The organism is Streptomyces yangpuensis, assembly GCF_001005295.1.
GTDB lineage: Bacteria > Actinomycetota > Actinomycetes > Streptomycetales > Streptomycetaceae > Streptomyces > Streptomyces yangpuensis.
On sequence record NZ_LBMK01000004.1, the window covers coordinates 127,087 to 148,368 of the forward strand.

The 21,282-nt window shown below is 72.0% G+C and carries 20 protein-coding genes and 2 pseudogenes; 11 read left to right on the forward strand and 11 right to left on the reverse strand.

Going from position 1 to position 21,282, the window contains the following annotated elements:
- Positions 1 to 16: 16 nt before the first annotated feature.
- The gene (gene murQ, locus AAT21_RS22030) at positions 17 to 946 is read right to left on the reverse strand and encodes an N-acetylmuramic acid 6-phosphate etherase (protein ID WP_046778690.1); all 930 of its coding nucleotides are present in this window, start codon (positions 944 to 946) and stop codon (positions 17 to 19) included.
- Positions 947 to 1,555: 609 nt separating this feature from the next.
- On the opposite strand from murQ, the gene AAT21_RS22035 reads away from it, so the two are divergent.
- Positions 1,556 to 1,930 (forward strand): hypothetical protein, encoded by a 375-nt coding sequence (locus AAT21_RS22035; RefSeq protein WP_046778691.1) that lies wholly within the window; start codon positions 1,556 to 1,558, stop codon positions 1,928 to 1,930.
- A 7-nt stretch (positions 1,931 to 1,937) separates the two neighbouring features.
- A complete protein-coding gene (locus AAT21_RS22040; RefSeq protein ID WP_030961872.1) occupies positions 1,938 to 2,207 on the forward strand; it encodes a DUF4031 domain-containing protein in 270 nt (89 codons plus the stop codon).
- Between the two features lie 113 nt (positions 2,208 to 2,320).
- Here AAT21_RS22040 and AAT21_RS22045 read toward each other — a convergent pair whose 3' ends face one another.
- Positions 2,321 to 3,646 (reverse strand): serine hydrolase domain-containing protein, encoded by a 1,326-nt coding sequence (locus AAT21_RS22045; protein WP_079025877.1) that lies wholly within the window; start codon positions 3,644 to 3,646, stop codon positions 2,321 to 2,323.
- A 400-nt stretch (positions 3,647 to 4,046) separates the two neighbouring features.
- Here AAT21_RS22045 and AAT21_RS22050 point away from each other — a divergent pair, with 400 nt between their 5' ends.
- Positions 4,047 to 4,940, forward strand: coding sequence for a helix-turn-helix domain-containing protein (locus AAT21_RS22050; protein ID WP_079025878.1), 894 nt, complete (start codon positions 4,047 to 4,049; stop codon positions 4,938 to 4,940).
- A pseudogene (locus AAT21_RS22055) lies at positions 4,941 to 5,252 on the forward strand (hypothetical protein); the annotation flags it as partial.
- Between the two features lie 9 nt (positions 5,253 to 5,261).
- Here the strand turns inward: AAT21_RS22055 and AAT21_RS22060 are convergent.
- Both AAT21_RS22060 and AAT21_RS22065 read right to left on the reverse strand, forming a co-directional pair.
- Positions 5,262 to 6,488 carry a Cmx/CmrA family chloramphenicol efflux MFS transporter gene (locus AAT21_RS22060; protein WP_167350616.1) on the reverse strand — a complete coding sequence of 409 codons (1,227 nt, stop codon included), beginning with the start codon at positions 6,486 to 6,488 and terminating at the stop codon, positions 5,262 to 5,264.
- 79 nt (positions 6,489 to 6,567) lie between these two features.
- Positions 6,568 to 7,266 (reverse strand): HD domain-containing protein, encoded by a 699-nt coding sequence (locus AAT21_RS22065; RefSeq protein ID WP_046778695.1) that lies wholly within the window; start codon positions 7,264 to 7,266, stop codon positions 6,568 to 6,570.
- Positions 7,267 to 7,421: 155 nt separating this feature from the next.
- Between AAT21_RS22065 and AAT21_RS22070 the strand changes: the two genes are divergently transcribed.
- Entirely contained in the window at positions 7,422 to 8,111 is a 690-nt protein-coding gene (locus tag AAT21_RS22070) for a copper homeostasis protein CutC (RefSeq protein WP_046778696.1), read from the forward strand.
- A 178-nt stretch (positions 8,112 to 8,289) separates the two neighbouring features.
- Here AAT21_RS22070 and AAT21_RS22075 read toward each other — a convergent pair whose 3' ends face one another.
- A complete protein-coding gene (locus tag AAT21_RS22075; RefSeq protein WP_412180334.1) occupies positions 8,290 to 10,263 on the reverse strand; it encodes a HelD family protein in 1,974 nt (657 codons plus the stop codon).
- 415 nt (positions 10,264 to 10,678) lie between these two features.
- Between AAT21_RS22075 and AAT21_RS22080 the strand changes: the two genes are divergently transcribed.
- Positions 10,679 to 10,864, forward strand: a complete 186-nt coding sequence (locus tag AAT21_RS22080) for a hypothetical protein (protein WP_030662445.1) — start codon at positions 10,679 to 10,681, stop codon at positions 10,862 to 10,864.
- A 79-nt stretch (positions 10,865 to 10,943) separates the two neighbouring features.
- Here the strand turns inward: AAT21_RS22080 and AAT21_RS22085 are convergent.
- A pseudogene (locus AAT21_RS22085) lies at positions 10,944 to 11,117 on the reverse strand (serine hydrolase); the annotation flags it as partial.
- Positions 11,118 to 11,349: 232 nt separating this feature from the next.
- On the opposite strand from AAT21_RS22085, the gene AAT21_RS22090 reads away from it, so the two are divergent.
- Positions 11,350 to 12,126, forward strand: coding sequence for a glycosyltransferase 87 family protein (locus AAT21_RS22090; RefSeq protein WP_046778699.1), 777 nt, complete (start codon positions 11,350 to 11,352; stop codon positions 12,124 to 12,126).
- Here AAT21_RS22090 and AAT21_RS22095 read toward each other — a convergent pair.
- Positions 12,092 to 13,732: a DNA repair helicase XPB gene (locus tag AAT21_RS22095; protein ID WP_046778700.1), complete on the reverse strand. Its 1,641-nt coding sequence runs from the start codon at positions 13,730 to 13,732 to the stop codon at positions 12,092 to 12,094. The two genes, AAT21_RS22090 and AAT21_RS22095, sit on opposite strands and share 35 nt — an antisense overlap.
- A 27-nt stretch (positions 13,733 to 13,759) precedes the next feature.
- Between AAT21_RS22095 and AAT21_RS22100 the strand changes: the two genes are divergently transcribed.
- Positions 13,760 to 15,508, forward strand: a complete 1,749-nt coding sequence (locus tag AAT21_RS22100; RefSeq protein ID WP_157879766.1) for a recombinase family protein — start codon at positions 13,760 to 13,762, stop codon at positions 15,506 to 15,508.
- A 69-nt stretch (positions 15,509 to 15,577) separates the two neighbouring features.
- Here the strand turns inward: AAT21_RS22100 and AAT21_RS22105 are convergent, their stop codons facing one another.
- Both AAT21_RS22105 and AAT21_RS22110 read right to left on the reverse strand, forming a co-directional pair.
- Positions 15,578 to 16,243, reverse strand: a complete 666-nt coding sequence (locus tag AAT21_RS22105) for a class I SAM-dependent methyltransferase (RefSeq protein WP_046778702.1) — start codon at positions 16,241 to 16,243, stop codon at positions 15,578 to 15,580.
- A gap of 183 nt (positions 16,244 to 16,426) precedes the next feature.
- Positions 16,427 to 17,044 carry a TetR/AcrR family transcriptional regulator C-terminal domain-containing protein gene (locus AAT21_RS22110; protein ID WP_046778703.1) on the reverse strand — a complete coding sequence of 206 codons (618 nt, stop codon included), beginning with the start codon at positions 17,042 to 17,044 and terminating at the stop codon, positions 16,427 to 16,429.
- 70 nt (positions 17,045 to 17,114) lie between these two features.
- Here AAT21_RS22110 and AAT21_RS22115 point away from each other — a divergent pair, with 70 nt between their 5' ends.
- Positions 17,115 to 17,687, forward strand: a complete 573-nt coding sequence (locus AAT21_RS22115) for a peroxiredoxin-like family protein (RefSeq protein ID WP_046778704.1) — start codon at positions 17,115 to 17,117, stop codon at positions 17,685 to 17,687.
- A 585-nt stretch (positions 17,688 to 18,272) separates the two neighbouring features.
- Here the strand turns inward: AAT21_RS22115 and AAT21_RS37710 are convergent.
- On the reverse strand, positions 18,273 to 19,220 hold the full coding sequence (locus AAT21_RS37710; protein ID WP_157879767.1) for a hypothetical protein: 948 nt from the start codon (positions 19,218 to 19,220) through the stop codon (positions 18,273 to 18,275).
- A 505-nt stretch (positions 19,221 to 19,725) separates the two neighbouring features.
- Here AAT21_RS37710 and AAT21_RS37715 point away from each other — a divergent pair.
- Together AAT21_RS37715 and AAT21_RS22125 are read left to right on the forward strand one after the other, a co-directional pair.
- Entirely contained in the window at positions 19,726 to 19,881 is a 156-nt protein-coding gene (locus tag AAT21_RS37715) for a hypothetical protein (protein WP_157879768.1), read from the forward strand.
- A 168-nt stretch (positions 19,882 to 20,049) separates the two neighbouring features.
- Positions 20,050 to 20,592: a DoxX family protein gene (locus AAT21_RS22125; protein WP_046778705.1), complete on the forward strand. Its 543-nt coding sequence runs from the start codon at positions 20,050 to 20,052 to the stop codon at positions 20,590 to 20,592.
- A gap of 15 nt (positions 20,593 to 20,607) precedes the next feature.
- Here the strand turns inward: AAT21_RS22125 and AAT21_RS22130 are convergent, their stop codons facing one another.
- Positions 20,608 to 21,207: a DUF4291 domain-containing protein gene (locus AAT21_RS22130; RefSeq protein ID WP_046778706.1), complete on the reverse strand. Its 600-nt coding sequence runs from the start codon at positions 21,205 to 21,207 to the stop codon at positions 20,608 to 20,610.
- Positions 21,208 to 21,282: the final 75 nt, after the last annotated feature.

Genomic DNA, 21,282 nt, shown 5'->3' on the forward strand with positions numbered 1-21,282 from the left:
TGCCGTAGGGGGTGGGTCAGCGGGTCCGGGCCCGGGCGAGGGCCGCGCGGAGGTGGCCGTGGGAGGCGGCGAGGAGCCCGGCGGCGGCCGGGCCGTCGACCTCGCCGAGGACGACCAGGATGGCGTTCTTGACCTCGCCGCCGGTGGCGGTGAGCGCGGCCTCGATCTCCTCGTCGGGGGCGCCGGTGGCCAGCGCCACGATGCGGCGGGCGCGGGCGCGCAGCTTCTCGTTGGAGGAGCGCATGTCGACCATGAGGTTCCCGTAGGTCTTGCCCAGGCGGATCATGGTGATGGTGGAGATGAGGTTGAGGACGAGCTTCTGCGCGGTACCGGCCTTGAGGCGGGTGGAGCCGGTGAGGAGTTCCGGGCCGACGACGACCTCGATGCCGTGGTCGGCGGCGGCGGCGAGTGCGGAGCCGGCGTTGCAGGACAGGCCGACGGTGAGCGCGCCGCGGTCGCGGGCGGCGGTGACGGCACCGATCGCGTACGGGGTGCGGCCGGAGGCGGAGATGCCGATGACGGTGTCGTCCGGCCCGATCCGCAGTGCGGCCAGGTCGTCGGCGGCCAGTTGCGGGGAGTCCTCGGCGCCCTCGACGGCCTTGACCATGGCGGAGGGGCCGCCGGCGATCAGGCCGACGACGTCGGCCGGGTCGGTGTTGAAGGTGGGCGGGCACTCGCTGGCGTCCAGGACGCCCATCCGGCCGGCGGTGCCGGCGCCGGCGTAGACGAGGCGGCCGCCGCGGGCCATCCGCTCCGCGATCGCGTCGATGGCGGCGGCGATCCGCGGGAGCTGTGCGGCGACGGCGGCCGGGACGGTGGCGTCCTCGGCGTTCATGGTGCGGGCGATGTCGAGGGTGGACAGCCGGTCGATCTCGGCTAGTTCGGGGCGGAAGGCCTCGGTGGTCAGCGTCTCCAGCTGGGCGCGGAGTTCGGCGTACGCGGTCATGGCGGGGGCCTCCGGCGGTTCGGCGGTTCGGCGGGCGGTTCGGCGGTGCGTGAGGGCGTGAGGGCGTGCGGTGGCCGACGGGCGGAGCGGTGGGCGGGCCGGGCTGCGCCGGGTACCGGTACGGGGCCGTCGCGGCGGCCGGCCCCCTTGCCCGGGCGTCCGCCCCGGGCGCTGTTCCGACGAAGTGCGGCCCGGCCGCGCGACCCGGCCCGGCCGCGCGCGTGCCCCCGCCGGGTGGCGGGGACGGGCGGCGAGCCGGTGCGCCGCAGCTTGGGGGCGCGGTCGCGGCCGACGGTGCCGAAGGGACCCCCGTTGTACCGGTCCCCGCCCACGGCCCCCGTGCCTCCGGCGCACCTGCCGCTGCGGCGACGTGCACGACTGGTGGCGGTGACGGTGACGGTGGCTGTGGCCGCTGCGGTTGCGGCAAGGGCCGGTGGCGCGGGTCGGCCGGCGGAGTTCCGGCGGGCGGGTGGCGGGCCCGCGGGGGTCGCTTTCGGCTTCTTGCGCACCTCTGAAAGCTATTTTCGGGCGGGGTGGTGGTCAATCCGCCATTGGGCCCACGACGGGCGGCCCTTCTTCAGGGGCGCCCGGGAGGTCCACAATGGCCTCATGGACCGTACGACCCCCCTGGAGCAGGCGCTGCACGTCGCCCGCGCACTCGTGCTCGCCGATCTCGCCGCAGGCAAGGTCGCCGATGCTGACGTCGTCTCCCTCGTCGAGGACTCGGTCACGCACCGCCGGTGGTGGGTGGAGCAGTGGCCGGAAGGGGTCGACTACCTTCCGGGGCTCGTCGCCCAGGACGTGCAGGACTCGCTGCTGGAGAAGTACGGGCGCTGGCCGCTCTGCCCGGTCTGCGCACACGGCGAACCGCACGCGCTGGACGTGGAGCCGGAGCTGGGAGCCGACCCGCACTGGGTGTGCTCGGAGGCGGGCGTGAGAGTGGCCGCGGTCGGCGGCCTCGGGCCCGTCCTCGGCCTCGGGTGAGCCGCCCGTGACCGTCTACATCGACCCGCCGACCTGGCCGGGCCACGGCCGTATGTGGTCCCACCTGGTCAGCGACGTCTCGTACGAGGAGCTGCACGCCTTCGCGGCGTCCATCGGCTGTCCGCCGCGGGCCTTCGAGCGGGACCACTACGACGTGCCCTCGCACCGGTACGCCGACGCCGTCGGCGCGGGTGCGGTGGAGATCGGCAGCAAGGAGCTGGTGCGCCGGCTCACGGCGGCGGGCCTGCGCCGCCCGAAGGGCCGCCCGGCGGCCTGAACCAGCACAGCGGGACGTCAGGACCGGGACGTCCCGGTCGCCTCCCCGGTCGTCCCAGGTACCGTCGGCGGTGGCCGGCGTGGTGGGGGCGGCGACGGCCGCGCAGGCCGGCCCTACGGCTGCGGCGACGCGGGCGGTGCGGGCGACGCAGGGGATGCGGGCGGTGCGGGCGACGCAGGGGATGCGGGCGGTGCGGGCGACGCAGGGGATGCGGGCGAGGCGGGCGGTGCGGGCGACGCGGACGGTTCCGGGACCGCGTTGGGCTGGGCCGCCTTCGGGAGGGACCAGACGTGCTCCGGGGTCACGATCTCGGTGACCTTGTTGGCGACGAGGGAGCTCAGGTTGCCGAACTTCCCGTCCACGTCGGAGTTCACGACGATCACCAGGGTGGCCCGGTCCTGCGGGAGGCGGACGGCGATGGTCTCGTAGCCGGGCAGCTCGCCGCTGTGGCCGACCCAGCCGTCGATGGCGGCGATGCCGAGCCCGTAGCCCACCTCGGGGTGCCCGGTGGGCAGCATGCGCAGCCGCTGGGCCTGCGTGCCCGGTTCCAGCAGTCGGCCGCCGTCGGGCAGCCGCCCGCTGACCAGGGTCGGGACCCAGGAGTGCAGGTCGTCGACGGTGGAGATCATCGCGCCGGCCGCCCAGCCCCAGGAGGGGTTCCACTGCGAGGCGTCGACGGTCGCGCCGTCCGGGGTGAAGTTCGTGTAGCCGTGCACGTATGGGCTGGTGATCTCCGCGCCGGTCGGCAGCGAGGTCGAGTCCAGGTCGGCCGGTTCGAAGACCTCCTGCTCCAGGTAGGTGTGCAGGGGCTGGCCGCTGATCTTCTCGACCAGCAGGCCGAGCAGGACGGTGTTGGTGTTGGAGTACTCCCAGCGCGCGCCCGGCGGGAAGTCCGCCGGGTGCCGGAAGGCGATGTCCAGCAACTGCTGCGGGGTCCAGGAGCGGTAGGGGTCGGCTTTGAAGGCGGCCAGCCAGCGTGGGTCCTCGGTGTAGTTGTAGAGGCCGCTGCGCATCTCGGCGAGCTGCCGGACGGTGATGCGGTCGCCGCCGGGCACCCCGTCGAGGTACGTCGAGATCGGCGCGTCGAGCCGTACCGTCCCGTCGTCGACGAGCTGGAGGACGCCGGTGATGGTGAAGGTCTTGGTGACGCTGCCGATGCGGGTGTGCATGTCGGTCTTGATGGGGGTGCCGGTGGCTTTGTCGGAGGTGCCGAAGGCGCGTACGTAGGGCTCGTCGCCGTCGATCCACAGGCCGACGGCCACACCCGGGATGCCGGCCTCGCGCATGGCCGCGGTGACCGCGTCGTCGAGCTTCTCGGCGATCACGTCGTCGATGCCGACCCGGCCCGGCGGGGCGGCGGCGGGGGCCTGGCCCGCGCACAGCGCGGTCAGCAGCAGGGAGGCGGCGGCCAGGACGGTGGGCGTGCGGTACCGGCCCATGCAGGATCACCTCTGACGCACGTCCCCGAGCGGTATCCGGATCCCCGAGCCGACCTTCCCATCGTAGGAAGGCGGGCCCGGGGCGGCGACCGGGACCGGAGCCCGTGGGGTGGGACGCCGGTGCAAGGGACGATCCCGATACTCAGAACACGAGAGAGAAAGCACCCCACCAAGCCCCACCCCTCCGCCCCCGGCTCCGGCCCTGGCACCGGCCTGGCACCGCCTTCGGCGCACGCTCACTCGCTTGAGTGAAAAAGGCCAACTTGGCTGGCTTCGAGGCGGGTTGCCTGATCTACGCTCAGCGCGACAGAGCACAACACCGCTGACATGCGTCGGCCCCCGCCGGGAGTGCGAATCCCGGTGCGGGGGCCTGACCACCGAGGAAGACAGCACCTTCCTGATGGATACCCAGAACACTAGCGTGCGCCCGCCCGCCCAGCCCCGTAACGGCAAGGAAAACCACCCTTCCCGGGGCATCCGCGCGAACAACCGCTCCGGCGGCGTCATCCACGACAACTCCCGCCACACCAGCCGTTTCACGGTGATCGGCAACCACCTCGCCCAGCATGCCGAGCTGTCGCTGCTGGCCATCGGCCTGTCCGTCCACATCCAGTCACTGCCCGGTGGTGCGCTCATCGACATCAGGACCCTCGCGGCCCGGTTCCCCGAGGGGAAGACGCGGATCGCCGCGGCCCTGCGCGAACTGGAGACCCACGGCTATCTGCGCCGCACCTGCGAACGCACCAGCACCGGCCGGGTCGTCACCCGCACGGTCTCCTGCAACCAGCCGGGCCGGTCCGGCGCCGCGGACGGGCCGAAGCCGAAGCCGAAGGTCCGGCGCCCGCCGCGCCGGGAGGGCGAGCCGCCGCGCCGCGCCCTGCCCGCCGTGCCGCAGCCCGCGTACCGGGCCCCCGACCTCCTCCGGTCCGCCGTCGAGGTCCTCACGGGCCTGCGCCGCTGGGATCCCCGCCTGCTGCTGTCCGCCACGGAGGTCGAGCACCTCGCCCCCGGTGTCGTGGCCTGGCTGGAGCGCGACCTGCCGCCGAGCGCCGTGCGCCACGCCCTGACGTCCGGCCTGCCGGCGGAGCCCCTGAACCGTCCGGCCGCCATCGTGGCCCACCGCCTCGCCGCCCAGCTCCCGCCCATGCCGCGGTTCAGCGCCCTGGTAACACGCGATGTCGTCAGACACCCGCTCCGGAACTGCGACGCCTGCGACCGCGCCTTCCGCGCCGCCGAACCGGGCCGCTGCCACGACTGCCGGCCCGAACCGCCCGGGTCTCACCCGTCCGGATGACCCCGCGTCGCATTCATCGCACAAGGCATGGGCAAGCACCCATCCGCAGCACTCTGGAGGAAGCTGGTGGCCGTGGACCTCTCTTTCTACAAGTCGCCCCTTTCCGAAGAACTCCGTGACGAGGGCCGAGCCGAGGGCGAGGCGCGGCGTGCTGTCGAGGACGTGCTGGCCGTGCTTGCCGAAAGGGGCCTCGACGTTCCCGAGGCGGTGCGGGAGCGGGTCACCGGGTGTGGTGACGCCGAAATCCTGGGCCGCTGGCTCCGGCGGGCCGTCACCGCGCCGTCCGCCGACGCGATCTTCGGGGACGGGTAGCGGGCGTGGTCAGGCGCGGGCGGCGGCCTCCGCGGGAGCGGGGGCGGGGGTGGTGCCGCCTGCGGCGACCACACGGGTCACGCGGGGTGGCGTACGGCGGTCCAGGCGCAGGGCGGCCACGGCGAGGCCGATCGCGGTGACGGTCATGGCGGCGCCCGCCCAGGCGGTGGCGGAGAAGCCCAGGCCGGCGTCGATGACGGTGCCGCCGAGCCAGGGGCCGCCGGTGTTGCCGAGGTTGAACGCGGCCGTGGTGGTCGCCCCGGCCAGGGTCGGGGCGGCGCCGGCCACGTTGAACATGCGGGCGTTGAGCGCCGGGGCGGTGAAGAAGGCCGAGACGCCGAGCAGGAAGGACAGCGCGATCGCGGCGACCGCGGCCGAGGCCAGCAGGGCGAGGGCCGTCAGGAAGACGGTGGAGGCGGTGATGCCCCAGATCATCACGCCGAACAGGTGCGCGTCGGCGACCCGGCCGCCGATGGTGGTGCCGACCAGCGCGCCGACCCCGAAGAGGCCGAGGATCCACGGGACCCACGCGGAGTCCAGCCCGGCGACGTCCGTGAGCAGCGGTGACAGGTAGCTGAAGGCGCAGAAGACACCGCCGGCGCCGAGTGCGGTGATGCCGATCGCGAGCCACACCTGGCGGTCGCCGTAGATGCGCAGCTCGCGGCGGAGCGTCGGCCTCTCGGCGGGCAGCGGGATCCTGGGGATGAGCGCCAGGATGCCGACGAGGGCGACCGCGGAGGCGGCGGCGACCGACCAGAACGCGGAGCGCCAGCCCAGGTGCTCGCCGAGGAACGCGCCGGCCGGTACGCCGAGGACGTTGGCGATGGACAGGCCGCCGATCATCACGGCCATGGCGCGGGCCCGCTGGTCCTTGTCGACCATGGCGATGGCGACGGCCGCGCCGACGGCCCAGAAGCCTGCGCAGGCGAGGGCCGCGACCACGCGGGAGGCGAAGAGGAACGCGTAGGAGGGGGCCAGCGCGCCCGCGACCTGCCCGAGGCCGAAGACACTGATCAGGGCGATCAGGGTGGTGCGGCGGGGCAGCCGCAGGGTGGCCACGGCCAGCAGGGGTGCGCCGACGACCATGCCGATCGCGAAGGCCGATATGAGCAGGCCCGCCTGCGGGATGCTGACGCCCATGTCGTCGGCGATCGGTGGCAGCAGCCCGGAGAGCATGAACTCGCTGGTGCCGAGTGCGAAGACGGACAGGCCGAGGACGTAGACGGCTACGGGCATGCGGGAGCGGGGGCGTGCGGCATCTGCGGGCATGACTGTCACCAACCCGTGTGAACGCGGTCGAATTCCCCCGTGTATGTCAGTCGGGTGAATCCCCGGCGGTCAGGGCGGCCAGTTCGGTGGCGAGGTTCGCGCGGGCCGGGGCCTCCCAGTGCGCGGTGCCGTAGGGGGTGCGGAAGAGGCGCGGCAGGTCGAGGAGCTGGCGCAGGACGGCGGCGCGGCCGGTGCGGAAGGCGTCGTCGGGGACGAAGCCGTACTCGTCGCGGACGGCGGCGGCGTAGGCGGCGTACTCCTGCGGGGTGCCGGCCAGGACCGCCAGGTCGGCGTCGCAGAGCACCTCGCCGTCGGTGTCGCCGGGGGCGGGGTCGTGGGTGACGGTGAGCCGGACCAGGCGGGCCACCTCGGCGGTGCGTGCGGCGTCGATGCCGAGCTCGGGGAGGGCCCGCTCGGCGAGGGCGGCGCTGCGCTCCTCGTTCTCGGAGCGGTCGGGGCGGTAGACGGCGTCGTGGAACCAGGCGGCCAGCCGGACGGCGGCGGGGTCGGCGGCGTGGGGTGCGAGTACGTCGATCCGGGCGAGTACGTCGGCCAGGTGCGCGGTGGTGTGGTAGCGGCGCTGGGGCTCCGCCCAGGCGGTGAGGAGGCGGTCGGCGTAGGGGGCGGGATCGCGGTCGGCGGGGGCGCCGGCGGCGGTGACGGCCGCGTGCCAGCGGGCGCGCAGATCCGGGCGGAGGTCCGGGCGGAGGTCCGTGGTGTCGGTGCGCGGGGTGCCTATGTCCATGGGCACATTGTGGGGGTGGCGTGATTGTGCTGGTGGAGCCCGGCCGGAGGCCCGTACCCTGGATATTGGACTAGACCTGTTGTGGGGGCTCTGGCCTTGCGCGAGCTCCCCCGACCCCTCGCTCTCCCGAGCGTTCTTCCGAAGGATGGGATCGAATGAGCAACCGTGCGCTCCTGGAGGTGATCGCCCTCGACGTGGAGGACGCGGTCGCGGCCCAGGCAGGTGGGGCGGACCGCCTGGAGCTGGTCACCGACATGGCTGCCGACGGCCTCACCCCGGCGCGCGAGACGTTCGCGGCGATCCGCGCGGCCGTCGACATCCCGCTGCGCGTGATGATCCGCAAGGCGGACGGCTTCGCGGCGGGGGACGTCTCCCTGCTGGCCGCGACGGCCCGGGAGCTGCGGGCGGAGGGGGCGCGGGAGTTCGTCCTGGGTTTCCTCGACGCGGACGGCAGCCCCGACCTGGCCGCGGTCGAGGCGGTTCTCGCGGAGCTGGGGGGCTGCGCGTGGACCTTCCACCGGGCGATCGACCGCGCGGCGGACCGGGACCAGCTGCGCAAGGCGCTGGCCGACCTGCCCGGCCTGGACACCTACCTGACGGCCGGGGCGGCGGCCGGGGTCGAGGAGGGGCTGCCGGTGCTGCTCGCGGAGGTGGCGCGGGGTGGTGAGCCGGGGTACGGGGCGCGGATTCTGGTGGGCGGGGGGCTGGGGCTGGCGCACGTGCCGGTGCTGCGCGCGGGCGGGGTGGACGCGTTCCACATCGGCGGGGCGGCGCGTCCGGGCGGGTGGGATCGGCCGGTCTCGGCTGCCGCCGTCGCCGAGTGGCGAGCCGCACTGGACTCCTGACCGGCCGATCCACCCTGCCGGGCCAAGCCAGCCCGGCGGGGCCAAGCCGGCCTTGCCGGGCCAGATCAGCCCCGCCGGCGATTGAGGCGCGGGGTCTGGGGCGGAGCCCCAGGAGGCCGGCGGAGGCCGGGCCCCGCAGTCCAGCCCGGGGCGCCACCCGGCGGTGGCGGACGAAAGGTCAGGCCAGGGCCTGGGGGAGGGGGGCGGAGTGGAGGGCCGTCAGGCCTGAGACGGCTCGGGTGAGGCAGACGTACAGGCGGCGCAGGCCAGTCCGCTCGTCCGGTTCGCCGTCGACGATCGCCGCGGGCTCGTCGAGGACCACGTAGTCGTACTCCAGGCCCTTGGCCAGCGAGGCCGGGACCAGCGTCAGGCGGGACTCCGCGGTCGTCTCCTCGCCGGGCGACAGGTACGGCAGGCCCGCCGCCAGCAGGGCCTCGGCCAGGGCGGGGACGCGGGCGTCCGCGGCGATCAGGCCGATGGAGCCCTCGTGGGCCAGGGACTCGCGGCAGGACCTGATCACCGCTGCTGTCAGGTCGTCGGTCTCGGTGACCCGGAGCGATCCCGGGGTTTCGCGGACGGAGGAGACCGGGGCCAGGCCCGGGGAGATCGCCGGCAGCAGGCGGGAGGCGTAGGCGATGACCTCGCGCGGTACGCGGAAGCCGGCCGTCAGTTCCTCCAGTACCGCCTGCGGCTTGCCGAGGTGGGTCAGGGCCTCGTCCCAGCTGCGCGTGGCCCACGGCGTGGTGCCCTGCGCGAGGTCGCCCAGGACCGTCGCCGAGCCGGTCGTGCAGCGCCGGCCCACCGCGCGGTACTGCATGGGGGAGAGGTCCTGCGCCTCGTCGAGGACGACGTGGCCGAGCGAGTGGGTGCGTTCCACCAGGTCGGAGGCCTCGTCGATGAGGACGAGGTCGGCGGCGGACCACTTCGCCGACTTCACGCTGCGGAACGGCTTCGGCCACAGCAGGAGCTTCTGTTCGTCCGCTGTCAGGACGTCCTGCGCGTGTTCGGCGAGGAAGTCGGGGTCGGAGAGGAGGCGCAGGACCAGCTTCGCCGGTTCGACGGGCGGCCAGATCTCCTTGACCGCGGCCTTCACGGCCGCGTTGCGGGCCACCGCGTCCTGGACGCGGTCGTCCGGGGCCTCGCCCGCTTGTTCCATGCGGACCAGGACGGCGTGCGCGATGCGCCGGGGCAGGGCCTCGCGGGCGGCGCCGTAGCGGATGTCGCGGTTCTGCAGCTCCTCGACCATCTCCTCCAGCTCGTACGCCGGTACGCGCCAGCGGCGCGAGCCGCGGACCACCATCAGCGGTTCCGTGGGGCGGCCGACGTGCGAGCGGACCGCGCGGCGGAGCACCTCCGCCATACGGGCGTCGCCCTTGACGACGGCGGTCTCGGCGGGGTCGGTGCCGCGTACCTCCAGGCCCTCGCGGGCCACCAGGTCGTCGACGGTGGCCTGCTTGACCTCCAGCTCGCCCAGTGCGGGGAGGACCTGCTCGATGTAGTGCAGGAAGGAACGGTTCGGGCCGATGACGAGGGTGCCGGTGCGGGCGAGGCGCTCGCGGTGCGCGTACAGCAGGTACGCCACCCGGTGCAGGCCGACGGCCGTCTTCCCGGTGCCGGGGCCTCCCTGTACGCAGACCGAGCCGGACAGGCCGGAACGGACGATCTCGTCCTGCTCCGGCTGGATGGTCGCCACGATGTCCCGCATGGGGCCGACGCGCGGGCGCTCGATCTCCTGCTGGAGCAGCTTGCTGACGGCGGCCGCCTCGGCCGGGTCGGACAGGTGCTCGTCCTCGTAGGCGGTCAGTTCGCCGCCGGTGTAGCCGAAGCGGCGGCGCAGGGCGATGTCCTGCGGGTCCTTCTTCGAGGCCCGGTAGAAGGGCTGGGAGACGGGTGCGCGCCAGTCGATGACCATCGGGTCGCCGTCGGCGTCGTGGACGTGGCGGCGGCCGATGTAGAACTGCTCGCCCTCCGCGCCCTCGGCGAGCTCGGCGCCGGGGGAGTGCAGGTAGTCGAGGCGCCCGAAGAACAGGGGGGTGTGTGCGAGGTCGGCGAGGGCCTTGATGCGGTCGTCGATCTGGGCCTGCAGGACGATCGCGTTGACCCAGTTCGCGGTGACGTCGCGGATGTCGAGGGCCTCGACGTCCTCGCGCATGGCGCGCAGGGCGGAGCGCGAGGCGGTGAGGTGGGCCCGTTCGCGGCCCAGCGGGTCGGCGGGCGTCGCGTCGTCGGGGGTGGTCTGGGGGGCGTGCGCGGGCACGGGACTGCCTCCAGCTGCTGGAACGGAACAGAAGCCCCCGGTTTCCGGCCGGCGGGCGGCTCTCCCCGGTGAGGCGGTGGGAGGCGGCAAGAGCGGAGATTCTAGCCAGCGGGGCGCGCCCGCGCGAACGGATTCTCCGGGCCCGGAGTCCGTCGCGGGCGGGACCCCCGTACGGGTGTCGTACCGGGGAGTGTCAGACCTTCGGTAGGTACCCCGAGGGGTGGCATGCGACGGAAGGAGGAGGTCGGGGGCCCGGCGATTAGGCCTGCAGGGCGATGTGGATCCGGTGGCGGCGGCGCACCATGGATTCATGAGCACCGCAACCTTCACCCCGATCCAGGGCGGCCGCCCGAGCGGCGCCACCGCCATCTCCGACTCCACGCCCCGCCACCGCCTCGGCAGCATGCTGCACGCCGCGAAGGTGTTCGCGGCGGCCGCCGTGAGTGTCGTCGTGCTGGGCGAGTACGCGGAGGACGCGGGCGTCATACGCCGCTGAGGCTCCGGCCCGCGCCCCGCGCCCCCGCGGCCGGGTGTCAGGCGTCGATCGCCTGGTAGGCCGTGGTCCAGAAGTCGCTCATCGGCGCGCCGCCGTCGTGGCGCATCGTTCCGACCGCCTCGACGTGCGTCTCCCCGCCCCGGCCGACGAGGGCGACCACTGCGGGGATCTTCCCGGAGTCGACGTACCGCGTCAGCACGTCGCGCACCGTGCGCAGCCCCGCTTCGGAGAAGCCGCCGTTGCTCCTGCCCATGAATCCCCCCGTGGTGGTCGGTGTTCGAGAATTGCTGAACGACTCCGAAGCTGCATTGCGTTCACAGATCGGTCAACGAGCATTCAGGGCTCGATTCGGCTGCTGAACAAGCCAGTTCTGTCGGTCTGTGCAATGGAGTTGAAGGTGAATGCAACATGCGGCTCACCCTTTCGTTGCAATGGCCTGAGGGTGAACGCATAGCCGTGTCGACTGATCCACTAGGGTCACGCGCGTGACCTTGAGCCCCGCCCCCAGCCGCTCGCCGTCCTTCCCCGCCGGTGCGCTGGTGACGGGCTCGCTCCTCGTCCTGGGCGTGCTCTGCATCGCCCTGCGCGTCCCCGTGGCCGATGACCTCGTCGAGGGCTTCTCCGCCGCCGAGTGGCACCCGCCCACCGGATATCCGCCGTTCGCGGCGATCCTGTTCACCCCGGCCGCCTGGCTGCCCGCCGGGTTACTGAAGGCCGTGCTCGTCCTCGGCAACGCCGGACTGCTCGCCCTGCTCATCGCCCTGTCCTGCCGGCTCGCGGGACTGCCGGCCCGGACCAGGCCCGTCCTGGCCGCCACCATCGCCGGGCTGTGGCTGGAGCCGCTGTTCCAGGCCCCGCTCCCCGGCCAGATCAACCTCGCCCTCGCCTGCCTGGTCCTGTGGGACCTGGCCCGCCCCGGCGCCGCGCTCGGCAAGGGCTTCGCCCTGGGCATCGCCGCCGGGATCACCCTGACCCCGGCGGTCCTCGTCCCCTGCCTGCTGGCCACCCGCCGGGTGCGGGCCGGGCTGACGGCACTGGCCGCCCTGGCCGGGACCGCCCTGCTCGGCCGCCTGGTCCTGCCCGAGGAATCCGCCGCCTTCTGGTCCCGGCACCTGGCGGCCACCGGCCGCGCCCTCGTGCTGGACGGGCCGGGCCTGTGGGTCTGGGGCGTCCCCCTGCTCGCCGTGGCCGCCGCCCGGATCCGGGCGGCGGCCCACGGACGGTCGGTCAGTCGTTCGCCAGCAGCTCGTCGGCGTCCATGATCCGGTAGGCGTACCCCTGCTCGGCGAGGAACCGCTGGCGGTGCGCCGCGAAGTCCTGGTCGATGGTGTCGCGCGCGACGACCGAGTAGAACCGCGCCTCGTGACCGTCCGCCTTCGGGCGCAGGACACGGCCCAGACGCTGCGCCTCCTCCTGGCGCGAGCCGAAGGTGCCCGACACCTGGATGGCGACCGTCGCCTCCGGCAGGTCGATGGAGAAGTTCGCGACCTTCGACACGACCAGCACGTTGATCTCGCCCTCGCGGAACGCGTCGAAGAGCTTCTCGCGCTGCGCGTTGGAGGTCTCGCCCTTGATGACGGGCGCGTCCAGGTGCTCGCCGAGCTCGTCGAGCTGGTCGATGTACTGCCCGATGACGAGGGTCTGCTCGCCCCGGTGCTTGCGTACCAGCGCCTCGGTGACCTTCCGCTTCGTCGCCGTCGTCGCGCAGAAGCGGTACTTCTCCTCCGTCTCGGCGGTCGCGTACGCCAGCCGCTCGGACTCGGTCAGGTTGACCCGTACCTCCACGCAGTCGGCCGGCGCGATGTAGCCCTGCGCCTCGATCTCCTTCCACGGCGCGTCGAACCGCTTCGGCCCGATCAGCGAGAAGACGTCCGACTCCCGCCCGTCCTCGCGCACCAGCGTCGCGGTCAGGCCGAGCCGGCGCCGCGCCTGGAGGTCGGCGGTGAACTTGAAGACCGGCGCGGGCAGCAGGTGCACCTCGTCGTAGACGATCAGGCCCCAGTCCCGGGAGTCGAAGAGCTCCAGGTGCGGGTAGACGCCCTTCCGCTTGGTCGTCAGGACCTGGTAGGTGGCGATCGTGACCGGCCGGATCTCCTTGCGGGTACCGGAGTACTCGCCGATCTCGTCCTCCGTCAGCGACGTCCGCCTGACCAGCTCGTGCTTCCACTGGCGGGCGGAGACGGTGTTCGTCACCAGGATCAGCGTGGTCGCCTTCGCCTTCGCCATCGCGCCCGCGCCGACCAGCGTCTTCCCGGCGCCGCAGGGCAGCACGACCACACCGGAGCCGCCGTGCCAGAAGCCCTCGACGGCCTGCTGCTGGTACGGGCGCAGCGCCCAGCCGTCCTCGGCCAGGTCGATCGGGTGCGCCTCGCCGTCGACGTAGCCGGCGAGGTCCTCGGCCGGCCAGCCGAGCTTGAGCAGCGTCTGCTTGATCTGCCCGCGCTCGGAGGGGTGCACGGCCACGGTGTCGGGGTCGAGCCGCGCCCCGACCAGCGGGATGATCTTTTTCGACCGCAGGATCTCCTCCAGCACCGGCCGGTCGGTGCTGGTCAGGACCAGTCCGTGCACGGGGTGCTTGGAGAGCGTGAGGCGGCCGTAGCGGGCCATGGTCTCGGCGACGTCGACGAGCAGTGCGTGCGGCACCGGGTAGCGGGAGTACTCCACGAGCGCGTCGACGACCTGTTCGGCGTCGTGCCCCGCGGCCCGGGCGTTCCACAGCCCGAGCGGGGTGATCCGGTAGGTGTGGATGTGCTCGGGTGCCCGTTCCAGCTCGGCGAACGGAGCGATGGCGCGACGCGCGGCTCCGGCGAGCTCGTGGTCGACCTCGAGCAGGAGGGTCTTGTCGCTCTGGACGATCAGGCAGGACACACATACCTCCGGAAGTAGGATCGTCCCGTGACAGACAGCACACCCGCCATGGCTCGGGCTTTGCCCCGTGCCAGACGCTCTAAAGGCGTCTCGGCCAGTGCGCCGGGAATGCGCGCTGCCATCTACGTACGACTTTCACGCGAAACAGAAGAGTCTACCTCGCCCGAGCGTCAGCGGGCTGCGTGCGAGGCGTTGTGCCAGGCCAGAGGCTGGAACGTCGTTGCAGTAGAAGAAGACATCGACGTGTCCGGCTATTCCCGGGGGCTGGACCGCCCGGGGCTGCAAAGGGTCCTTTCCCGTCTCGCCGAGTTCGATGTGATCGTCTTCTTCAAGATCGACCGACTGGCGCGGTCCACGGTGGACTTCGCCGAGATCATGAAGATCACGCAGAGCGCTAGCGTGGCCCTGGCGTCGGCAAGCGAACCGCTGGACCTCACGTCGTCCATGGGCCGCGCCATGGCGAAGGTGATCGCGGTCTTCGCGGAACTGGAGTCGGACACCATAGGCATGCGCGTCTCCAGCGCCCATGAGCACCTGCGCCGGGAAGGGCGCTATACGGGCGGCAGAGTGCCGTACGGCTATCGGGTGGTCCCGAACCCCGACGGGGCGGGGAAGGTGCTGGAGATCAACCCTGAGGAAGCCGAGACGATCCACGGGATCGTGGAACGCGTCCTCAACAAGGACTCCCTCCTCAAGATCGCATCCGACCTCACCGCCTCGGACAAGCCGTCACCCGGCCACTCGTCCCGCCAGACGACGGGCAAGCGCAGCGATTCGAAGCAGTGGTACACGTCCACGCTGCGCAGTCTGCTGACCAACCCCCAGTTGCTGGGGCAGGTGATCGAGGACGGAAAGCCGATCCTGATGACGGACGGCCTCCCGCTGGTCAACCGCACGCCCATTCTCGACATGGACACCTGGCAGGCGTTGCAGGACGAGTTGGGCCGGCGGGCCAACCCTGGTGACCGTCGTCGGGAAGGCACGTCGCTGCTCCGGGGGATCGTCTACTGCGCGGTGTGCCGGACGCGGATGTACACCTACATCGCCAAGGGGCGGACCCGGTACCGCTGCATCGGCCGGTTGAAGGCGCGGCAGGCTGGTGTGGAGAGCACCTGTTACGGCGTGAGCATCGCCGGTGAGGGCATGGAGCAGCACGTCACGGACATGTTCCTCAAGGCGTTCGGTGCGTTCCCGGTCGTGCGCATGGTGGAGCACGCTGGGGAGGACTTCCGCCCGCAGATCCGGCAGGCCCGTGAGGCGCTGGAAGACCTGGAGAGAGACCGCTATGACCGTGGCCTCTTCAAGGGCGAGGAAGGCGCGGCAAGGTACGCGGCGCAGTACGCCAAGCTGGAAGACCGGTTGGCTTCGCTGAACGAGAAGCAGCGCACCGCCAAGCCTGCGGGCGTTGACGCAGTCCCGACGGGCCGCACCAACGGTCAGCAGTGGAAGGACGCCGACACGGCGGGGAAGCGGGATCTGCTGCTGAATGCCGGGGCCTACGTCGAAGTCGGCATGTCCCGCAAGGGTGGCCCGAGACTCGACACGTCCCGCCTGGCGGTCCACTTCGGCGAGGACGGCGAGATCCGTCGTGCGGACGCTGACGGCAAGGACGTGAAACCCGGCGGCGGGCCGTTCGGCGCTCCTGCTGTGCTCGCCCGGAGCATGGGCACGACGACCGGGAAGCGTGCCCTGTTCGCCGCTATGGACAAACGGTTCGGTGCACGCACGAAGTCGGCCGGGTACGAGGGTTGGCCTGGGGTGAGCCTTCCCGGCTGACGAACGACGTAGGTGAGCCGGCGGCGCCGCCAGTACTGCCGCCGGGTCCCGTTCGATTCGCAGGGCTGTCTACCGCGGGACGGTCTGCGTGACACGCCACAGTCGGCGCGGCAAGCCGCCCTCCTCGAACTCGTGTACTTCGGACAGCTCCCACCCTTGGGCAAGGGAATCGACCAACTCGCGTGGAAAGAAGTGCACAGCGAATCCGCCGTGCTCCCAGATGTCGTCGCCGTGGCCGATCCCGGCGCCGTAGTGTGCGTCACCGGTGTGCCGAACCGTGTAGACGAACGCTCCACCGGGCCGCAGGACGCGACGGACTTCCGAGACCAGAGAGTGGATCTCGGCGGTGGACAAAGCCATGCACAACAGCATGTGTGCGTACACGGCGTCCACAGATGCGTCAGGGAGGGGAAGGGGCTCCCGGACGTCGTGCACGGCAGTGATAACACGATCGGCGACACCTGCGGCCTCCGCCGCTCTGGAGAGTTGGTCAAGCCCCATCGGACTGAAATCCGTGGCTGTCACCGCAAAGCCCGACCGGGCGAGGTAGAGGGCGTCACGGCCGTGCCCGGCACCCAGTTCCAGGACTCGAGAGGCGCTGACACCCCGAAAGACCTCAACCGCGTGAACGGCTGGGGCCGATGGCTCGTCGCCGTACATGCCAGGGTGCGCGTCGTAGGTCTGCTCCCAGTGCTCACGCTGTGCTCTGCCCAAGCCGTGGTCCTTCTCGTTCATCGCGCCAGTCCTCCCGCGCCTCTCTGCTGCCAGGGAGCTCAGGGCTGCGCCACCCAGGCGGGAGCCCCACCCCGGATCCCGCTGTGAGCGGCAGGGAGGCGAGTGTCTCCGATGGCTCATTGAAGCGTTCCCGTGGGGTGGGCTCCCGGGGAGTATCCCCCGGCTGGACGACGCCGGGCCGGGTCAGCCGCCCAGACCCGCCAGCAGCAGGGCGAGGCCGCCGTGGAACTCCCGGTCCGGGGTGAGGGAGCGGGCGCTGCGGGCCGCCTCGGTCAGGTACGGGTACTCCTCCGCCGGGAGCGCGGCGATCGCGGTGGTGCCCGCACCGGAGAGGGCGCCGAGGTGTTCCTGCTGGATCGCGCCGATCACGTAGGCGAGCAGGGCGCGCAGGGCGACGATCCGCTCCTCCGGGCCGAGTCCGGCCTCGCCCAGCACCCCCAGGACGGTCTCCCCCCAGCGCAGCACGCCCGGGGAGCGGTGCCGGTGGGTGAAGGTGAGCGGCAGTACGCCGGGGTGCGCGCCGACGGTCGTGCGCAGCCGGTCGACCAGCAGGGTGACCCGCGCCTGCCAGGTGCCGGCGTCCGGTGGCGGCGGGGTGCTGTCCACGGCGCTGAGGACCAGTTCGACGACGAGGGCTTCGAGCTCCCCGCGGTCCTGCACGTACCGGTACAGGGCCATGGTGCTGATGCCGAGTTCGACGGCTACGGCGCGCATCGACAGCCCGGGCAGTCCCTCACGGTCGATCACGGCGAGGGCGGCGGCGGACAGTTGGTCCTGGGTGAGCGAACGGGGGCGCGGCATGACGGTTGACAGCGTACGGCATACGCCTACGCTGTTAGGTGTACGGCATACGCCTACCGAGGAGGTCCCTGTGCGGCTCGATCCCGGCTCCACCGTCCGACCCCGCTCCCTGACCGCCGTCAGCGACGGCGCACCCGTCGCCGTCCCCGACCCCGAACGCCTGGTCCATCTGCAGTTCCGCCGGTTCGCCGGCTGCCCCGTCTGCCACCTGCACCTGCGGTCGGTCGTGCGCCGGCACGCCGAGATCGAGGCCGCCGGCATCCGGGAGGTCGTCGTCTTCCACTCCGCCGCCGGCGAACTGCGCCCGCACGTGGCCGACCTGCCCTTCGCGGTCGTCGCCGACCCGGGCAAGCGGCTGTACGCGGAGTTCGGCGTCGGGTCCTCCCCCCGCGCGCTGCTCAGCCCCCGCGCCTGGTGGCCCGTACTGCGCGCGGTCGCCGTCGGCACGGTCGAGCTGCTGCGCGGACGGCAGAAGGCACCTGCCCGGACCCAGGACAACGGCCGTCTCGGCCTGCCCGCCGACTTCCTGATCGCCCCCGACGGGACCGTCCTGGCCCGGTCGTACGGGGAGCACGTCGACGACCAGTGGCCGGTGGAGAAGCTGCTGACGCTCGCGGAGGGGGCGCGTACGGTCCGGGCATGACCGATGATCAGCAGAGCTTCGGCGCGCGAACGCCAGCAGTGAGCCGCGAGCATGGCAACAGGGCCTCCCGGGACAGTTCGGCGTGTCTCATCCCGAACCACCAGGAGGCCCTGTCTTTGTGCGCGTGCCGCCAGAAGATCGCTTTCACACAGTCTCACCGGTGTGAACCGAGGCGTGGCCCCCGGAGGCGTCGGCGAGCCGACGCCTCCGGGGGACCGTGAGGTCAAGAACTGGCAGCGTGATTGCGCCGTTGCAGGATCCACCGGTGGATCGGCGGTGTCAGGACGGCTCCCACGATGAACCCGACCACGACGCTGTGACTCGCGACCGCAATTATCCCGAGGACTGCGCACAGAACCATGCCGGTCACAATCAGGCCCGCTATCTTGACTCCCCGGGACAGCTGATTGAGCCATTTCACAGTCGATAACGCAACGAGATACACGGTAGAGCCGAAAGCGGCCGACGCCAGAGCGGTCAGAGTATCCATTCCGGAACCTTTCAGAATCGGAAGCCGAGATGTTTCTCTTCGGCCGCCAGAGTCAGCCGCGCTCCCCGTGAGGGGAGAGTGTGGCTGCCGGTCTTTTACCTGCAGTATCCGTCGCCAGCGCTTCCACCGTAAGTTCCGCTTCCGGCCACGGCCGCCGCCGGCGAAAGGGGAAGCAGCGAGGGGTTGACCTTGAACTTGATGCACTGGTCGGTCGCGACTGCGTACCCGGCGATCCCTGCGAGAGACCGGCCTCCGGCGACCGCGGCCGGGTGCGGCAGCCAGGACACAACGGTTCCGCCGAGAGCGATGACCTTGGTCTCGTTCTTGTTGAAGTACACGGTGCCGCTGATGATGCCCCAGGTGTAGTGGGGGTCGGCCACCACGGGGAAGGCGGTGTCGGAGCTGGTCTCGATCTTCTGGACCAGGGTGTTTCCGTCGAGGCTGTAGCTCGTGGGAACAGCCTTGCCGTTCGCGTCCTTCGCCCACGGAGCGTCGATGTGACCGCGGGCGACGACGCCGGCACCACCCGCGGAAGTGACGATGTCGTAGCCGCCGGCTCCATCGGCCACCAGAGAGGCACCCTCAGGAAGGCCGAGGTCGAAGCGCTGAGTGGTCGGCGCGTCGGCGTTCTTGAGGGTCACCAGCGCCCGGGCCCCGCCGGCGACGGTGGCCTGGGCGGCGAGGTCGGTGTTCGCGGCCGCGTTGGGGTAAACGGTTGTGCCGGCCGCCGAGGTGGCGCCCGCCGCATCGACCGCTGCGGGTAAGGTCATCGTGACTGCGGACCCGTCGGAGGCCGCCACACTCAGCTGCCCCTCAGCGCTGGCCGGAGTGGTCACGGTGACGAGACCACGGTCCGTCGCCATGACCGCACCCGCGTTGGCGCCGGTGGCGATGCCAGCGGTGCCAGTGGCCTTCTGGACCGCAGCCACGGCCTGTTCCGGAGTACTGACAGCGGAACCGCCATCAGCGAAGGCCGGGACGGCAGTTCCTGCTATCAGCGCTGTGGTCAGCAGCGCCGCGCGAACCGAATTCTTGAGCTTCATCTAATGTTCCCCGATTTGCAGATGGTCGTATTCGGTGGAGCGGGGTCAACACTAGTGATCTTCGCGGGATGATCAAGAGGCTTGAGGAACTGCTGATGTTTCCCTCGCGGCGACACTCTCCGAGAGAGCGCGAGAATGTAGGCGCTTCCAAGCCGTTTTGGCTGAACAGCTGCGGCGGGCTTTCCTGAATTCAGTGGATGCTGGCCTGATCGATATCGCCAGCGGCCCGACCGTCATCCACCCGCATTTCAGCCACCCCTGGTGCTGTTTCAGCCGCAAGGGCGTACCCGGACGGTGGTGGCTGAGCATCAATGCATCCGACTGCCCATCACCTGATCCAATCCGACCCCGCCCCGATGAGCTAACGGCCATGCCGGGTGCCGGATCATGGACCTGGAGCGTCACCGCGATCGGGGGGTGACATTCTGGTGGCAAGCCGCATACAGCTGAAGCGGCAGGCCCGCCCGGCCGAAGCCCCCCAAGCAGCCGAGGCGGCGTAGCCGCTATGCGGGAACCCCTTCTGCCCCTGCCGCCGGCACTGTCCTCATGGGTGCGGGCCGACCGCGCACACCTGGACGCCCCGCTGCGCGACGCCGTACTGACCTGGCTGCACGCCGTGTGGCCCTTCGACGGGACGCGGATCGACTACGCGCCCAGGTGAGCCGGGCACCGGCCGCCGGGCCCGGGGTGGCACCGGGGCCGAACGGGTCGAGGACGGGAGCCGACGACGTTGCGGCCGGGTGATCGCGGACCGGCGTCATAGGGTGGCCGTCGCTCACAGGCGACGCAGGGGGGACCGTACGCTCCTGACGAACGGACGCTCACGCTCATGACGCAATCACGCTTCGACCGCTCGCTCCTCCACGACTCCACCGCACCCGCAGGCACCACCGTCCACGACATCGGGCTGCTCGTGCTCCGGCTCGTCGTCGGCCTCTCGATGGCCGGGCACGGCACGATGAAGCTCTTCGGCTGGTTCGGCGGCCCGGGCCTCACCGCGACCGGCAAGGGCTTCTCCATGGCCGGCTACCCCGCCGGGGACGCCATGGCCGTCATCGCCGGCCTCTCCGAGACCCTCGGCGGCCTCGGCCTCGCCCTCGGCCTGCTCACCCCGCTCGCCGGTGCGGCACTGACCGGCGTCTTCATCAACATCCTCGCCGTCCGGGGCTTCGACGCCTACTTCCCGCCCAAGGGCATCGAGCTCGAAGTGGTGCTGTTCGCCTCGGTCATCGCCCTCACGCTCACCGGCCCCGGCCGCTACGCCGTCGACCACTACCTGCCGGTGCTGCGTGAATCACGGCCCCGCTACTGCGTGATCGCCCTGCTCGTGGGTGCCGTCGTCGGTTTCGTCGTGCTGCTCGTCCGGGACTGACGGGGCGGGGCGCACTCATGCGCCGAGGTGCTCCAGCGGCCCCGCCGGGTACGGGGTCTCCACCGGCAGCAGTGCGCGCGCCGCGTCCTCGGCGCCCGGCGCGCCCGACCGGAGCAGACCGTGGACCTCACGGGCCAGCGGGGTCACATCGCGGATGGAGACCGTCCACTCGTCGGCGTACGCGCGCGAGGCCGGCCCCGACAGGCCCAGCTGCAGCGAGCGGTACGGCAGCGGGTTCAGGTGCAGGTCACGCTCCGGATCCCACTGCACGCGGGCGGGCGCGCCGCGCAGCGACTCCTGCCAGGCGGCCCGGTCCGCGTGCACGCCCGCCTCGTAGTGCGACAGGCAGGCGTCGCGCAGCGCCCGGTCGAAGCCCTCGCGGGTGATCTCGACCGCCAGCACCGTCTCCTGGTCGGCCTTGGTGGCCCAGCCGCAGCGGTACATCATCCACAGGAACGACGGCTTGATCCACGTCATCCGCTCCCGCTTCCAGGCGGGCGGGAAACGGTTGTCGCGGGCCGCCGGGACCCCGAGGTGCGGGGCGTAGGCCTGGTAGACGGTGATCGTGGTGTCGGTGTGGGCGGCGCGGATCCGGCGGTACGGGGCGTTGTGCATGGGGTCAGGGTGTACGGCGGCGGGGGCGGGCCGCCAGCCGATTTCCCTGCGGGTGCCGCGCCGTTGCCGGGGGCG